The organism is Deltaproteobacteria bacterium, assembly GCA_019912665.1.
GTDB lineage: Bacteria > Desulfobacterota > GWC2-55-46 > GWC2-55-46 > GWC2-55-46 > UBA5799.
In genome coordinates this window covers 209,407-224,130 of sequence record JAIOIE010000021.1, presented here as the reverse complement: position 1 = coordinate 224,130, position 14,724 = coordinate 209,407, and the positions used below count along the sequence as shown (strand labels likewise).

Annotated in this window: 14 protein-coding genes; all 14 read left to right on the top strand. The window is 56.9% G+C overall.

Features of this window, described 5'->3' with window-relative positions:
• Positions 1-3: 3 nt before the first annotated feature.
• The 14 genes from K8I01_10485 to K8I01_10420 all read left to right on the top strand — a co-directional run bounded on the left by K8I01_10485 (position 4) and on the right by K8I01_10420 (position 14,684).
• Positions 4-1,068 carry a class I SAM-dependent methyltransferase gene (locus K8I01_10485; GenBank protein MBZ0220844.1) on the top strand — a complete coding sequence of 355 codons (1,065 nt, stop codon included), beginning with the start codon at positions 4-6 and terminating at the stop codon, positions 1,066-1,068.
• Positions 1,053-2,000: a methyltransferase domain-containing protein gene (locus K8I01_10480; GenBank protein MBZ0220843.1), complete on the top strand. Its 948-nt coding sequence runs from the start codon at positions 1,053-1,055 to the stop codon at positions 1,998-2,000. Before K8I01_10485 ends, K8I01_10480 begins: the two co-directional genes overlap by 16 nt.
• Complete coding sequence (locus tag K8I01_10475) at positions 1,997-3,754, top strand: hypothetical protein (GenBank protein ID MBZ0220842.1); 1,758 nt, start codon at positions 1,997-1,999, stop codon at positions 3,752-3,754. Before K8I01_10480 ends, K8I01_10475 begins: the two co-directional genes overlap by 4 nt.
• Positions 3,755-3,998: 244 nt before the next feature.
• Positions 3,999-4,784, top strand: a complete 786-nt coding sequence (locus tag K8I01_10470; protein ID MBZ0220841.1) for a 2,4-dihydroxyhept-2-ene-1,7-dioic acid aldolase — start codon at positions 3,999-4,001, stop codon at positions 4,782-4,784.
• A complete protein-coding gene (locus tag K8I01_10465; protein MBZ0220840.1) occupies positions 4,781-5,737 on the top strand; it encodes a phosphoglycerate dehydrogenase in 957 nt (318 codons plus the stop codon). The genes K8I01_10470 and K8I01_10465 overlap by 4 nt, the downstream gene beginning before the upstream one ends.
• A 95-nt stretch (positions 5,738-5,832) precedes the next feature.
• Positions 5,833-6,369: an HAD family hydrolase gene (locus tag K8I01_10460; protein MBZ0220839.1), complete on the top strand. Its 537-nt coding sequence runs from the start codon at positions 5,833-5,835 to the stop codon at positions 6,367-6,369.
• 10 nt (positions 6,370-6,379) lie between these two features.
• The gene (locus tag K8I01_10455; protein MBZ0220838.1) at positions 6,380-7,303 is read left to right on the top strand and encodes an NAD(P)-dependent oxidoreductase; all 924 of its coding nucleotides are present in this window, start codon (positions 6,380-6,382) and stop codon (positions 7,301-7,303) included.
• Between the two features lie 10 nt (positions 7,304-7,313).
• Positions 7,314-8,873 carry a B12-binding domain-containing radical SAM protein gene (locus tag K8I01_10450; protein ID MBZ0220837.1) on the top strand — a complete coding sequence of 520 codons (1,560 nt, stop codon included), beginning with the start codon at positions 7,314-7,316 and terminating at the stop codon, positions 8,871-8,873.
• 168 nt (positions 8,874-9,041) lie between these two features.
• Positions 9,042-10,457, top strand: coding sequence for an aspartate aminotransferase family protein (locus tag K8I01_10445; GenBank protein ID MBZ0220836.1), 1,416 nt, complete (start codon positions 9,042-9,044; stop codon positions 10,455-10,457).
• Entirely contained in the window at positions 10,454-11,230 is a 777-nt protein-coding gene (gene rfbF / locus K8I01_10440) for a glucose-1-phosphate cytidylyltransferase (protein ID MBZ0220835.1), read from the top strand. The genes K8I01_10445 and rfbF overlap by 4 nt, the downstream gene beginning before the upstream one ends.
• Positions 11,221-12,351 (top strand): CDP-glucose 4,6-dehydratase, encoded by a 1,131-nt coding sequence (gene rfbG, locus K8I01_10435; protein ID MBZ0220834.1) that lies wholly within the window; start codon positions 11,221-11,223, stop codon positions 12,349-12,351. Before rfbF ends, rfbG begins: the two co-directional genes overlap by 10 nt.
• On the top strand, positions 12,348-12,788 hold the full coding sequence (locus K8I01_10430) for a dTDP-4-dehydrorhamnose 3,5-epimerase family protein (GenBank protein MBZ0220833.1): 441 nt from the start codon (positions 12,348-12,350) through the stop codon (positions 12,786-12,788). The genes rfbG and K8I01_10430 overlap by 4 nt, the downstream gene beginning before the upstream one ends.
• Complete coding sequence (locus K8I01_10425; protein MBZ0220832.1) at positions 12,788-13,723, top strand: glycosyltransferase; 936 nt, start codon at positions 12,788-12,790, stop codon at positions 13,721-13,723. Before K8I01_10430 ends, K8I01_10425 begins: the two co-directional genes overlap by 1 nt.
• The gene (locus tag K8I01_10420; GenBank protein MBZ0220831.1) at positions 13,710-14,684 is read left to right on the top strand and encodes a DegT/DnrJ/EryC1/StrS family aminotransferase; all 975 of its coding nucleotides are present in this window, start codon (positions 13,710-13,712) and stop codon (positions 14,682-14,684) included. Before K8I01_10425 ends, K8I01_10420 begins: the two co-directional genes overlap by 14 nt.
• Positions 14,685-14,724: the final 40 nt, after the last annotated feature.

Sequence of the window (14,724 nt, the reverse complement as noted above, 5' to 3'; positions counted from 1 at the left end):
CTATTGGAAAGAAAAGGGACCAGTACCTGGCGGCTTAGAGCCGATGGCGTGCCTGCCTTCAGGCTGAACGGGACGCATCGCCGGTACAGGAAGAGGTTCATAGGGAAGCTCCGGGCCGGAGGCATAAGGCTTGAGCGGAGTTTCAAGTGCCTCTGCGGCTCGGCGCATCTGAGAAAGATTTCGGAAAAGGACAGGTTCGGCCTTCCTTTCGGGAATTTTATCTGTACCGAGTGCGGCCTTGTCTCTCTCAACCCAAGGATGGCCCCGGAATCGCTTCCCGAGTACTACGGGAGCATATACCATCCGCTCATATGCGGGGTGCCTGCCGGGACAGTCCTGGAGGACCTCGTGAACGAGGGGCAGGGGAGGAGGATATTCGATTTCCTATACCCGCACCTCCCTAAAAGAGACTTGAAGGTGTGCGACGTGGGCGCGGCAAGCGGCTCTACCCTGATGGAGTTCAGGGAGAGCGCCGCGGAAAAGGGCCTAGGATGCGACCTTTACGCGTGCGAGTACGAGGAAGGCTATCTCAACAGTGCGCTTGAAAGGGGGATAAAGGCAGTGAAGGGCGGGCCCCGAAGCCTTTCAAGACCCGGGACCGGGTTCGATATCATAATATTGAGCCATGTGCTTGAGCACTTTAACGATCCCATCGCGGAGCTCGGGATCCTTTCGGGCCTCCTTGCGGACGGCGGACTCGTCTATGTGGAGGTGCCCGGCATCATGAACCTCGCAGGCTATGGCCACGACCTCCAGTCCTACTTCGTGCACGCGCATAATTTCAGCTTCAACCTCTCGTCCCTCGAGACAGTGCTCTACCTATCCGGGTTCGCGCTCCTCTTGGGAGACGAGTCGGTCCGGTCGGTCTTTATAAAAGGCCGGGGCCGCGCTCCGGAAAAGGGGAACTATTCGAGGATAATGGGATATCTTCGTGAAGCATCGCAGAAAAAAGGACCGGACAGGCATTCCGGCTTGAAGGGCGCGGTCCTGAAGGCGTATTACAGGGGCGAGGCGTTACTCGGCCTCTCGACTTTCCAAGAGGAAGATTCGAAATGGGAAATAGGATAGAACTGCTGGATACATCGCTCATCGAGAACAGGGAAAAGCTTGCACTCATTGACCGCTGGAAAAAGGTGCTTGACCTCGAGATAGGCTGGCATTACGACCTGGACATCATCTGGGCTCTAAGGGAAGTCGAAAGGCTCGGGCTCAAAAAGGGGGCACTGGTCATGGACGCGGGTGCAGGGAACGGGCTTCTGCAGTTCCTTCTCGCCGTTTCGGGATATAACGTCCTGAGCGTTGATTTTGCGGGACGAAAGGCGCCTCCGGCCGCAAAAAGAATATTCGAAATGGAAGAGGAGGAGCACGATATCGGGGCGACCGGCAACCCCTATCGTCATTTTATAAAACACAACCGGGGCGGAATCGATGCTCGAAAGGTCGCAAGATGGCTCAGGTCCCCGTTCAAGGCGGCTGGCGCTGCGTCGAGAAAGGCCTTGAGGCTTGTAGACCCGGACCTCATAAGCGAGGCCTTATCATCCAGAAAGCGATCGTACGGAAGGGTCCGTTATGTAAAGGGCGACTTCACTGACCTTAAAAATATCGAGAGCGGCTCGGTCGACTGCATAGTCTCGATCTCCGCTCTTGAGCACAACGGTTTCGAAGCCATAAGGAAGTCGGTCACGGAATTCACAAGGGTATTGAAGAAGGGCTCCGCCATGGCAATAACGATAAGCGCGGCCCGTGACGCTGACTGGTACTTCAAGCCATGCGAGGGCTGGTGCCTGAGCGCCGGGACGATAAGGGACCTCTTCGGCATGGGAGACTGCCCCTCGAACTTCGAGAGATACGACGAGCTCTTCACGAAGCTAAAGAGATCCAGGGAGATAGAGGCGAGGATATCGAGGCATTATAAGATGAGCGGCGAAAACGGGCTACCCTGGGGCGTATACGATCCGAAATACCAGCCGGTCGGCGTCTTTAAAAGGAAGGGGCCGTGAAGCTCGGGCTTACAGTGCTGAAAAAAAAGGGCGGCAGGCTTGAGAGGCTCGACTGCGAGACCTTTCCCTTCAGAAAGGCCTGGTGGGGAGAGCCCGGCCTGAGGGAGTATATAGATACATTTTCAAGGCTCGTAAGCGAAAAAAGCAGAGACCTGAGATATGTAGTGTCCGATACCCTCTCAAGGCTTGACGGGCGGACCCACTTTTTCGACAAGCTTTCAAAATGCGCCCAGCTCATTGAAGCGATAGAGAGCGCAAAGGGAAATTTCAGGATAGAGAACCTCGAACCGGCCCTCTATGCCGGCCTGAGGGACATACTCGACAGAAAGGGCATAAGGTGGAGCGGCGGCAGGGCGCGGTTTCTCCTTCTGAGGGCGGCGAGGGCCGCCCGCCTGCCCTTCAGGTTTGGCCTTGCGTTCTTTCTGGACCTCGCGCTTCTATTCCTTGCCAAGGCCATCCTGCCCAAGCCGACGGAAAGGGATTACGACTGCGCCTTTCTGAGTTTTTACGACTACAGATGCAAAAAGGACGGCAGATTCAGGGACGACTACTTCCAGCCTCTTATCGAGCGCGCTGCCAGGCAGGGCGGCAGGGTCGTGGTGTTGCTCACGCTCTACCTGAACCTCTCCCCCTGGAAGCCGGTTAGATATATGAGAGGCCACATAACGGCGCTTCGCGACATAGCAGGGATGTCAGGGGAAGACGGGTTCGGTCTTTCGGTCTGTAACAGGCTTTTGTCGACAGGCGGCCTCGTGAGGGCCTACATCAAGGCCGCAGGCTCATTTCTCAAAGCCGGGGAAAAGATCACGCACCAGGGGCTTGATGTCTCGGCTCTAGTCAACGCGTCGCTGGAGGAGGACTATTTCCGGTGCGAGCACATATACGCCTGGAAGCAGTTCTATTTTTTTGAAAGGCTCCTTTCGGACTTTTCCATAAAGAGGATAGTTTACGCCTACGAGAACCATCCCTGGGAGAAGTTCCTTGCTTTGCAGAGGAACAGGATAAGCCCAGCTACCCGTCTCGTCGGTTTCCAGCACACGAGTTTTTCGATGAAGCTACTCCAGTATTTCCCTGGCAAGTTCGAACTGGACCTCCCTTTTTACCCGGACAAGATACTTACGGTCGGGAAAGTGCCCGAGGAGGTGATGAACGAATTCGGCGAATACGGTAAGGGGCTTGTCGAGCCGGGGTGCGCTCTCCGCCACGAATACATCTGGAAAGGGCGCTTCGGATGGGGGCGAGGCAGACATGTCTTCAGGAAAAAGGTCGCTTACGCCTTCTCCTTCGACATGAGCGTCTATCCGGCGATATTGGATGCCCTCAGGGACTCTTTTGAAGGGAGCGAGTACACGGTCTACTTAAAAGTCCATCCCATAGTGCCGGTCGAGGCCGTGATAAAAGGGAAGCTCCCGTATAATTTCATAATGGCCAAATACATGCCCTGGGAGGACATCTTCCGGGAGATAGACATACTCTTTTACGATGACAATTCGCTCGGCATAGAGGCCCTTAAGCACCCGGTCGATGTGGCCTATTTCGGGCTGGCCTGTTCAACCTACGACTGCGACAGGCTATTCAAATACGGGAAAGAGAAGATATCCGTCAACTCGAAAGAGGAGCTTAAGACGTTCATAAGCGATTATTACCGGAGCGGGATAAAGCCCGAAAAGGACCTTTGGTACAGGGCAGGATACCTCTCCAGATATTTCGCGCCAATTACGCCTGAAAGGCTCGACAGGTTCCTTCATTGCTGAAAAGGGGAGCCCTTTTTTAATCATTTTTTCACCGGCCTCCGCGGCGAGTTGACAAAAAAAACGAAATCAATAGAATTGAATTCGAGGCGAGCGCGAATTGAAAAGAAGGCCGAATTAGAGCGCAGATTTAGAGGTCAAGGTCAGCAGCCGGCAAGAGAAGTTCCATCCCGTTACATCCCCCGGTCCGGTCCTTTTCATCCAAGTTAAGCATCCCGGTCAAACTCCAAAAAGCAAACGAAGGCAAATGAAGGGAAAGCATAAGGCTTCCTTGAAAGAGCGCCTCCGGGCGGGCGAGCTCACCATCGGCTCATGGATAACGCTCGGCCATCCGTCCATTGCCGAAATCCTGGCAAGAGCGGGTTTCGACTGGCTGGTAGTGGACATGGAGCATTCCGCCATTACGCTCCGCGAGGCTCAGGTGCTGATACAGGCCATCGAGCTTGGCGGCTCGGTGCCGCTCGTAAGGGTGGGCGCGAACGACCCGAATGAGATAAAGAGGGTCATGGACGCCGGGGCGCACGGAGTCATCGTGCCCATGGTGAATTCGAGGGAAGACGCGCTTCGTGCGGTCCGCGCCGCCAGCTATCCTCCCATTGGCACGCGCGGTGTCGGGCTAGCGAGGGCACAAGGCTACGGGCTCGGGTTCGAGAGATACAAGGCCTGGCTCCGCGAGAACTGCGTGGTAATCGTGCAGATAGAGCACGTGGACGCCTTAAAAAACCTCGACGGCATACTAACGACAACGGGCGTTGACGCCTTTATCGTGGGCCCTTACGACCTTTCAGGCTCGCTCGGCAGGCCCGGTGAGTTCGACCATCCCGAGGTGATCGCTTCCCTTGAAAAGGTGAGTGAGGCGGCAGTGAGGACAGGCACACTTTCCGGATTCCACGTCATACCTCCTGATTGGAGGGAGGCGTCGGCCAGAATAGCTGAAGGGTACAGGTTCATAGGCCTGAGCCTTGACACCCTTTTTCTGGGGTCCTCCTGCGGGGAGGGGCTTAAGAATTTGAGGAGGCTCAGTTTCACGTGACAAAGGTCCTCATCTCCACATCTACTTTCGCAGAATACGACCGCTCGCCGCTTGATGTGCTCAAGGAGAGCGGCTTCGAGCCTGTAATGAACCCCTACGGGAGGACGCTCAGGGAGCATGAGTTGAGGGCCCTTGCCAGGGGCGCGGCAGGGCTCATAGCCGGCACAGAGCGCCTGGATGGTCCGGTCCTTGGAGAAATGCGAGGGCTTAAGATAATATCGCGCTGCGGCGCAGGGCTCGAAAACATCGATCTCGACGCCGCAAAGAGGCTCGGCATGGCGGTATACAATACTCCTTCCGGCCCTACTCTTGCCGTAGCCGAGCTTACGGTGGCGCTCCTTTTGAACCTCGCGCGGAGGATCACCGAAATGGACCGCGAGGTCCGTAAGGGGGTCTGGAGGAAATCAGCCGGGAGCTTATTAAGGGGCAAAAAAGTAGGGATAATCGGGTTCGGGAGGATAGGGAGAAAGGTCGCCGCGCTCCTTTTGCCCTTCGGCGCGGAAATCCGATATTTCGACCCGTGCCGTGATGAAAGTGATTCCGGATGCAGCCCTTCGGATATTGGCGAGCTCCTTGCGTGGGCCGATGCGGTAACGGTCCATGCATCCTTGGCATCGCCGTGTATGAAGCTACTCGGGTGGAGGGAGCTGTCCCTCATGAAAGAGGGCGCGGCACTCGTAAACACCTCGAGGGGAGGGGTTGTGGACGAGGCAGCGCTGTACGAGGCGCTATCGTCAGGCAGGTTGTCCGGCGCCGCCCTCGACGTATTCGAGGAGGAGCCTTACAGGGGGCCGCTTGCCGCGCTCCCGAATGTCATACTCACGCCGCATATAGGCTCGTATGCCCGGGAGACGCGCTCGGAGATGGAGATGGAGGCGGTATCAAACCTCCTCAAGGGTTTCGGCCTCGCCTGTCTCAGGACCGGGCCGGAAAAGGGGGCAGGGCGATCATAAGGGCCATAGCATTCGATTTCGACGGGGTCATCCTGGAGTCCGCTCAAATAAAGACAGAAGCGTTCAGTAATCTTTTCTCGAAATACCCTGAAAAGGTGGACGAGATAATCGAGTACCACCGCGCCCACGAAGGGATCTCGCGATACAGGAAGTTCAGGCACATCCACGAGAAGATACTTGGTATCGAATACACCGAAGCGGCCGGGCAGAAGCTCGGAGAAGAATTCTCGGCCCTTGTCTATGAAAAAGTGCTTAATGCCCCGTTCGTAAAAGGCGCGTCAGAGTTCCTCGAAAGACACCATGCCGAATACCTCATGTTCATAGCCTCTGGGACCCCGGCGGAAGAGCTTGCCGATATCGTAAGGGCAAGGGGGATCGCCGGATACTTCAGGGGCGTTTACGGGAGTCCCATGATAAAGACGGAGGCGCTAAGGGACATAATGAGAAGGCACGGCCTCTCAGGTGAAGAGGTCGTACTTGTCGGAGATGCCGAATCGGATAGAAACGCAGCCAATGAGGCCGGGACCCATTTCATAGCGAGGGTTCCAGGCAGCGGCCCGCTAAAAAACGAAAGGCACAAGATAAAAGACCTCAGCGGGCTTATGAAGCTCATGAACGGGCTTGGCCGATAAGGGAGCGGAGATGAGAAAGGCGGTCGTTTTCGGTGGAGCGGGCTTTCTGGGAAGCCATGTGGCTGACGAGCTCACAAGTGAGGGACTCGAGGTCGCGATATTCGACAGAAAACGCTCGCCCTTTCTCCAGCCCTCCCAGAAGATGCTCGTTGGCGACATACTGAACGAGAAGCAGGTCAGGGAGGCCGTGAGGGGCGCGGACTTTGTCTACAACTTCGCCGGTATTGCGGACATAGAGGAGTGCCGGGCAAGGCCCATAGACACGGTCAAATACAATATCCTCGGGAACTCCATAATCCTTGAGGCCGCAGCCTCGGAGAAAGCGGAAAGGTTCGTGTTCGCGAGCACCATGTACGTATACAGCGACGCAGGGGCCTTCTACAGGATAAGCAAGCAGGCATCCGAGCTGATGATAGAGGACTTTAGCCGCCTTCACGGGCTCCCCTACACGATAATGAGGTACGGCTCTCTTTACGGAGAGCGCTCTGATGAGAGGAATAGCGTATTCCGGATTCTCAAGGAGGCGGTTACGGAGGGTAGGATCACCTATTACGGGAGCGGCGAAGAGGAAAGGGAGTTCCTGCACGTGAAGGACGCGGCAAGGTCGAGCGTCGAGGTGCTCGATAAATCCTTCAGGAACGAATGCGTGATAGTGACGGGGCACAAGGCGGTGAAGTACAGGGAGTTCCTCGAGATGGTGGCCGAGATGCTCAAGGGCAGGGTGGTGGTCGAGTACAGGGAAAGAAAGCAGGATACCCATTACAGGATAACCCCCTACGCCTTCAGCCCGAGGTTCGCAAAGAAGATGAGCCCTCCGCAGCACGTGGACCTGGGGCAGGGGCTCCTTCATTGCATAAACGAGATATACACGGGAATGCAGGATGAGAAGAGGAAGTATGTGGAGTTGTCGCTCGGAAGCATGGACATGAGCTGAGGGCCGATAAATGAGAAGCAGAACCGTCGTACTCATAAACCCCGGCCATGACGATGAGGTAGACCCGAAGGTCGCCCGTTCGTTCGGCGCAAGGACGAGGAAGGTCCAGAGAGAGGACCCGCCCGTCTCCATCCTGAACCTCGGCGCGTTCATCCGTGACCACGGCTATGATGTCGCGGTGGTCGATACCCATGTGGAGCCCGAATACAGGAAGGTCATAGGAGACCTCCTCAAGGAAAAGCCGCTCGCAATCGGGTTCTCGGTCATCATAGGCAAGTTCGCGAAAAACGCGCTCGGCCTGACGAAGATGGCGAAGGAGCTCGCGCCGGATGTTCCGGTCGTATGGGGCGGAAAGCTCGTACACCTTGCAGGGCATCTCGCGCTCGAGCGCCCCGACATAGATTTCGTAATAACCGGCGACGGGGAGTTCCCGTTTTTGAAGCTTCTCGATGCGCTTAGGGATGGAAGAGATTACAGGGGCATCCCGGGCGTGGGTTATCGCGAGGACGGAAGGCAGGTAATAAACGAGAACACATTCAGGGTCGAAAGGCTCGACGACATATACATATCGAAGGACTTCGGCTGGGAGCTCGTGAGGAAGCACGTGAACAGGCAACAGGTCCCGTATTTCATAAACCTTTACACGAGCAGGGGCTGCAAGTTCAACTGCTCCTTCTGTTACCTGAAGGACATAAAGGAGCTAGAAAGCGGGATGCGCCTCAGGAGGAGGTCCGCGGAAAACATCATAAGGGAAATAGACTACCTTCATGAAAACTTCGGGATAGACGTCGTCACCTTCGGGGACGACGACTTCCTTTCGGAAGCGGAAAACATACTTCCCGTATTCGAATACCTGAAAAGAAAGGGCATCTACATAGAACACATCTGGACCAACATACATAACCTCAGGCCCGAGAACATCGCGCTCCTTAAGGGCATCTGCCAGACCGTATGCTACTCGATAGAAACCGCCTCGCCGAGGCTCCAGAAGATTTTAAGAAAGAGGATATCGGCTGAAAAGATAATCGAGGTGAATAGAAGCCTGAGAAAGGCGGGCATAAACACCGTCCACAACTTCCTCTTCGGAGTGCCGACCGAGACCGACGAGGAGACCAGGATGAACATAGAGCTCATGAGGAAGCTTAAGGAAGTGAACCCCTACATGAGGGCCAATACTTATATCCTCAGCCCCATACCAGGGACCCCCATATTCCAGTACGCTGAGGAGCTTGCCGGAAAGAAGATACGGTGGGATCTTCATGACCTCGCGAGCTTCCATTTCCGCTATATGGATAACGCAGCTCCCAAATTCCGCCCGTATTTCATCCCGGAAGATAATCTGCATTATGAAACGGTCTCGGAGATAACGAACGAGCTCTTTATGGAGCTCAATTCCGGCCCAACCCCGGAACAACTTGAAAGAATAAGGAGAAGTCCGAGACTCGGCTACATCTTTCAGGATATCGAGTCCATCAGCAGGCCTAAGAAAAAAACGCGGAAGTACATCCTGGACCTCGTGCTCGAGGCTTCGGAGAGAGGGCTTGCTGCGCCTGCCATAGAGCCGTTTTAGCAGGTTGCGCGAAACGCAACCTGCTTGGCAATACATGGATGGATTGCCAAATTGCGAGGCTGTGAAGTCGAGCAATTTGTGAGACTTGCACGAATTCACTTCGATTCAAGTCGTGGCTGAAAAAAAACAGGCTGGACTTTTTCAGCATTCTGACAGGAGAAACACGGGATGATCGATTTCAGCGACGTAAAAGCAACCGGGGCATGGTCCTCCATGGAGGACGAGGCCTTCATGCGAGACCTCGGCAAGGCTGAAAAGGAGACCGCTTCCAGGGTGATTCGGGAGCGCGGGTACAGGCACACTTCCTGCCACGGAAGGGTGAGCATAAACCCGCTGGTATTCGAGTCCGGACAGGGAAGCATCCTGAAGGACGCGGACGGGAACAGGTACCTCGACCTGGGCTCAGGCATCTATGTCACGAACCTCGGCCACTCGCACCCCAAGGTATCCGAAGCGGTCTCAAGGCACGCGAAGACACTCATGAACTGCCATGATTACATGACCCCGGTAAAGGCCGCCTTCCTCGAAAGGCTCGCGGGATGCCTCGGAGGGGAGCTCAATAACATACACCTCTATGATAACGGCACGACCGCCGTAGAGTTCGCAATCCGCGCGGCAAGGACCATAACCGGAAGGCACGAGATAATCTCTTTCTTCTCCGACCACCACGGAAAGACATACGGCTCCGCAGCGCTCGGCCGCCTTACGCCCTCGAACGGGCCTGCCCGGCCTTCCGGATTTCATCTGGTCCCGAGGCCCGACCCTTACCGCCCGTTATGGACAACCCCGGACGGGAAGATTGATATAGACGCTTATATCACGTTCTACGAGCAGTATATAAAGGAAGCGACCACAGGGCTTGTGGCGGCCTTCGTGCTCGAGCCCATTCAGGGATGGGGCGGCACCATAATACCGCCCGACGATTTCCTGTCGAAGCTTGAGCGCCTGTGCAAATCGCGCGGCATACTCCTCGTGACCGACGAGATACTCACCGGCTCTGGGAGGACCGGGAGATGGCTCTCGGCCGACTGGTGGGGCGTCAGGCCGGACATAACCGTCCTCGGCAAGGGGCTCGGGAACGGCTTCCCCATGAGCGCGCTCGTGGTGAAGGAGGAGCACGCGTGGGCCCTCCCGAAAATAGCGCCCTCGACCACCTTCGGCGGGAACCCGATGGCCTCAGCCGCCGGGCTTGCGACAATCGAGGCCATCGAGGAAGAGGGCGCAATGGAGCGGTCCGTAGATAACGGGAATTACCTTCTCGGGAAATTGAAGGAGCTTAAGGAGGCGCATCCCATAATAGGCGACGTAAGGGGAAAGGGCTGCCTCCTGGGGATGGAGTTCGTCTGGGACCGGGAAACGAAAAAGCCATTTATCGAGGCCGCCTCCGAGGTATACGCCGAGTGCATTAAAAGGAAGCTCATACCCGGCGTGCCTGTTGTGCATCTCCTGAGGCTCGCGCCGCAACTGACAATAAGAAGAGAGATGCTGGATACTGCGGTCGCCATACTGGATGAGAGCATAGGAAAGGTGGAGATCAAATTCGGGATAAAGGGCGGGCACGGAAAAATGAGGGCGACCGTATGAAGGTGGTCATACTCGCCGGAGGGCTCGGCACGAGGCTCAGCGAGGAGACCTCTTTGAGGCCCAAGCCCATCGTCGAGATAGGCGGCAAGCCCATCCTCTGGCACATCATGAACATATACGGGGCGCACGGCTTTAGCGAGTTCGTCGTGGCCCTCGGCTACAAGGGCGGCCTCATAAAGGAGTATTTCCTCAACTACTACCTTCACCAGAGCGATTTGACGGTCGACCTCGGCACGGGGAGGGTCGAGACCGAAGGGAACGGGAAAAAGGACTGGCGGGTCCATCTCGTCGACACCGGCGCGGACTCGATGACAGGCGGGAGGCTGAAAAAACTCAGGAACAAGCTCAAGGGCTCTACCTTCATGCTCACCTATGGGGACGGCGTGGCTGACGTCGATATAAAGAAGCTCCTTGAATTCCACAGGTCCCACGGGAGGACGGCTACGGTCACGGTCGTACGCCCCTCGGCGCGGTTCGGCGAGGTGAGGTTCAACGGCGATCGCCACGAGATCATGGATTTCAAGGAGAAGCCGCAGACAGGCGAGGGCTGGGTGAACGGGGGTTTCTTCGTCTTCGAGCCCGCCGTATTCGACTATATCGACGGAGACGATACCGTGCTCGAGGCCGGGCCGCTTGAGACCCTCGCGAAGAAGAGGGAGCTCATGGCCTTCAGGCACGAGGGCTTCTGGCAGTGCATGGACACTATGAGGGACAAGCAATTCCTGGAGAGGCTCTGGGAGAGCGGTAACGCGAGGTGGAAGGTATGGAACTGAGCGGGGGAGCGATACAGCTCTTCGGGGGCGCGTACAAAGGGAAAAAGGCGCTCGTGACCGGGCACACGGGCTTCAAGGGCTCGTGGCTCGCCATCTGGCTTACCTCTCTCGGCGCGGAGGTGGCGGGGTTCTCTTCATACCTCCCTTCAAGCCCGTGCAACTTCACGGCATCCAGCCTCGAAAGGGCCGTAGACCACCGCTGGGGCGACGTAAGGGAGATAGAAAGGCTCAAGTCCGTCTTTGAGGACTTCCGGCCCGAGGTCGTCTTCCATCTCGCGGCCCAGCCCATAGTGCGCATGTCCTATGCCGACCCCAAGCTCACCTTTGATACGAACGTCGGCGGGACCGTTAATGTGCTCGAATGCGTGCGGTCATCCAGGTCGGTGAAGGCGGCTGTCATAGTTACGAGCGACAAGTGCTACGAGAATATCGAGTGCGTCTGGGGCTACCGTGAAAACGACAGGCTCGGCGGCAGAGACCCGTACAGCGCCTCAAAGGCCTGCGCGGAAATAGCGGCAAGCGCTTACGCGAGGTCTTTCCGGCCCACGTGCGATGCGCCAAGGATTGCGACCGCAAGGGCCGGGAACGTGGTCGGCGGCGGCGATTGGGCCGAATCGAGGGTCATACCGGATTGCGTGCGGGCCTGGTCGGAAGGGAGGGAGGCGGTAATAAGGAACCCGTCCTCCACAAGGCCCTGGCAGCACGTGCTCGAACCATTGAGCGGATACCTTTGGCTCGGGGCGGACCTCCTTGCCTCGGAAAGGCTCCACGGCGAGTCCTTCAATTTCGGGCCCGACCAGAAGGTAAATAAGCCCGTCTCCGAGCTCATAGACCTTTTCACCGCGTACTGGGGAGGCCCCGGATGGAGGCGCGGTGACGGTGAGGACGGCAGGAAGGAGAGCGCGCTCCTGAAATTATCGTGCGATAAGGCCCTGCACGAACTCGGCTGGCGGCCTGTCCTCTCGTTCGAGGATACGATAAGGCTCACGGCAGAATGGTACAGGCGCTATTACTCGGGCGGGAAGGATATGTACGCCTTTTCGGCGGAGCAGATAGAGTTTTATTTGTCGGAGGCCGCAACGGCCGGGCTTCCGTGGGCGGGGGAGGGCGCGCTGTCTTGATAGAGGGACTTCAAACGGAACCGCTTCCGCAGTTCCCGGACGAGAGGGGCAGGGTAATGAGGATGCTCAGGGCCGACTGCCCGGGTTTCGAGGGCTTCGGGGAAATATATTTCTCGACCGTGAACCCCGGGAAGGTGAAGGCGTGGAAGAGGCACCTCAGGATGACCCAGCGCTTCGCCGTCCCCGTCGGAAGAATAAGGCTCGTATTCCATGACACTCGCCCCGGCGCTCTAACGAACGGGGAGACGGTCGTCATGGAGACCGGCGAGTCAGATTACAGGCTCATACGGGTTCCCCCGCTGCTCTGGTATGGCTTCATGGGCATATCCGATGGCCCGGCGCTCATAGCGAACTGCACGGACATCCCGCACAGCCCGGATGAGGCGGAGCGCATGGAAATCGAGAACCCGATTATTCGATACGATTGGGGGGCCTGATGCCTCAGCCGAGGGTGAGCGTCATAATGAATTGCCTGAACGGCGCCAAGTACCTGCGCGCTTCCATTGAAAGCGTCTACGCACAGACCTGCAAGGACTGGGAGATCGTATTCTGGGACAACGCCTCGACTGACGGAAGCGGCGAGATAGCCCGTGGCTATGACCGGAGGCTCAGGTATTTCAGGAGCACTGAGACTATCCCGCTCGGCAGGGCAAGGAACATGTCCTTGCAGGAGGCAAGGGGCGAGCTCATAGCATTTCTCGATTGCGACGACCTCTGGATGCCTGAGAAGCTTGAGAAGCAGGTGCCGCTATTCGATAGAAACCCGAGGACAGGCCTGGTCTTCTCGGATACCTTTTTCTTCAACGACAACGGGGAGACAAGGCGGCTTTACGCCAACTCCAGGCCTCCGAGGGGCATGGTCTTTAAGCGACTCCTTACCGATTACTTCCTTTCCTTGGAGACGGTCGTCATAAGAAAGAGCGCTCTCGACGGGCTATCCGAATGGTTTGACGAGAGGCTTGAGGTGAACGAGGAGGCGGACCTCTTTATAAGGATAGCGTACTGGTGGGAGGCCGACTGCGTTCACGAGCCCCTGGCCAAATGGCGGGTGCATGCGGGAAGCCTCACATGGCAAAAAAAGGAACGGTTCGCAATCGAAAGCCAGCTGATGCTCGATAAGTATATCGGGCTTTTCCCCGGCCTCAGGGAGGAGGCCGCCGGAGAGGTCGAATCAATGAGGCGGAGGATATCGAAGCAGAGGTTCATGAACGCGTGGGAAAAGGGGGACGGGAGCGGGCGGAGCATGCTCAAGCCCTATCTCGGCAAAGACCCGAAGGCGCTGGCACTTTACATGGCCTCGTTTTTACCTTACAGGGCCGCCGCGCCGCTCATAGGATATTACCGTGAGCGGAGGGGCCTTGTCAGCCCTTGACGAAATAATCGGGTCTGACCGCGCCGTCCTCTTCGGATACGCAAGGACCGCCCTTGAATACGGCTACAGGCACTTGGGCCTCGGGGAAGGGGACGAGGTGCTCTATCCGGACCTCATCTGCGACGTGTTGATGGTGCCGTGCCAGAGGCTCGGCCTGAAGGTCAGGTTCTACAGTGTCGGCCCGGACCTTGGCCCCGACCTCGAAAGCGTTGCAAGGCTCATAACGGAAAAGACCAGGGCCGTACTCGCGGTCAATTATTTCGGCTTTCCCCAGGACCTTAAGAAACTTAGCGAGGTCTGCAAAAGGAACGGCCTCTACCTCATTGAGGACAGCTCGCATGGTTTCCTGGGCAAGGCGGACGGGATGGCGCTTGGGACGAGGGGAGACATAGGGCTTTTGAGCTTCAGGAAACTCGTGCCAATCCTGAACGGCGCGGCCCTCCTTGTGAACAGGGGCGCTCCGGGCGCGGAAGGGCTGGAGAGCTTGAGACGGATTAGCGCCGGACTGCCTGCCGAGAAGAGGAAGCCGCGGTTCGCCTCCTTCCTCAAGCTGGCTGAGGCGAAGTATAACCTGCAATTGGGGAGGCTCAGAAAAAGAGAGCCGGTTATTCCCCCGCATGGCTCGACCGAAGGCGAGGCAATGGATTTCAGGGCAGACGAATGGAGCCTCGCTGTACTCTCCGGATACCCCTTCGATAGGGAGGCAAAAAGGCGGAGGGAGAATTACCGGAAATGGGTAGAGAAGCTCTCGGCCAAAGGCTTCAGGATGGTGAAGGAACTCCATCATGGATCGGTCCCTTCAAGCTGCCCGATGCTCGTGGACGAACGGGACAAATGGTTCAGGAGATATCTAGTGAAAGGTTACAGAGTGAGCGTCTGGCCCACGCTCCCGCTTGAAGTCTGGAAGTCGGACGGCAGCGCGGTCTCCATCTGGAAAAAGCTCATTTTATTCCCGGTATAGTGCCGATATCACAGAAAAGCAAGCGATTACGCCATATGGA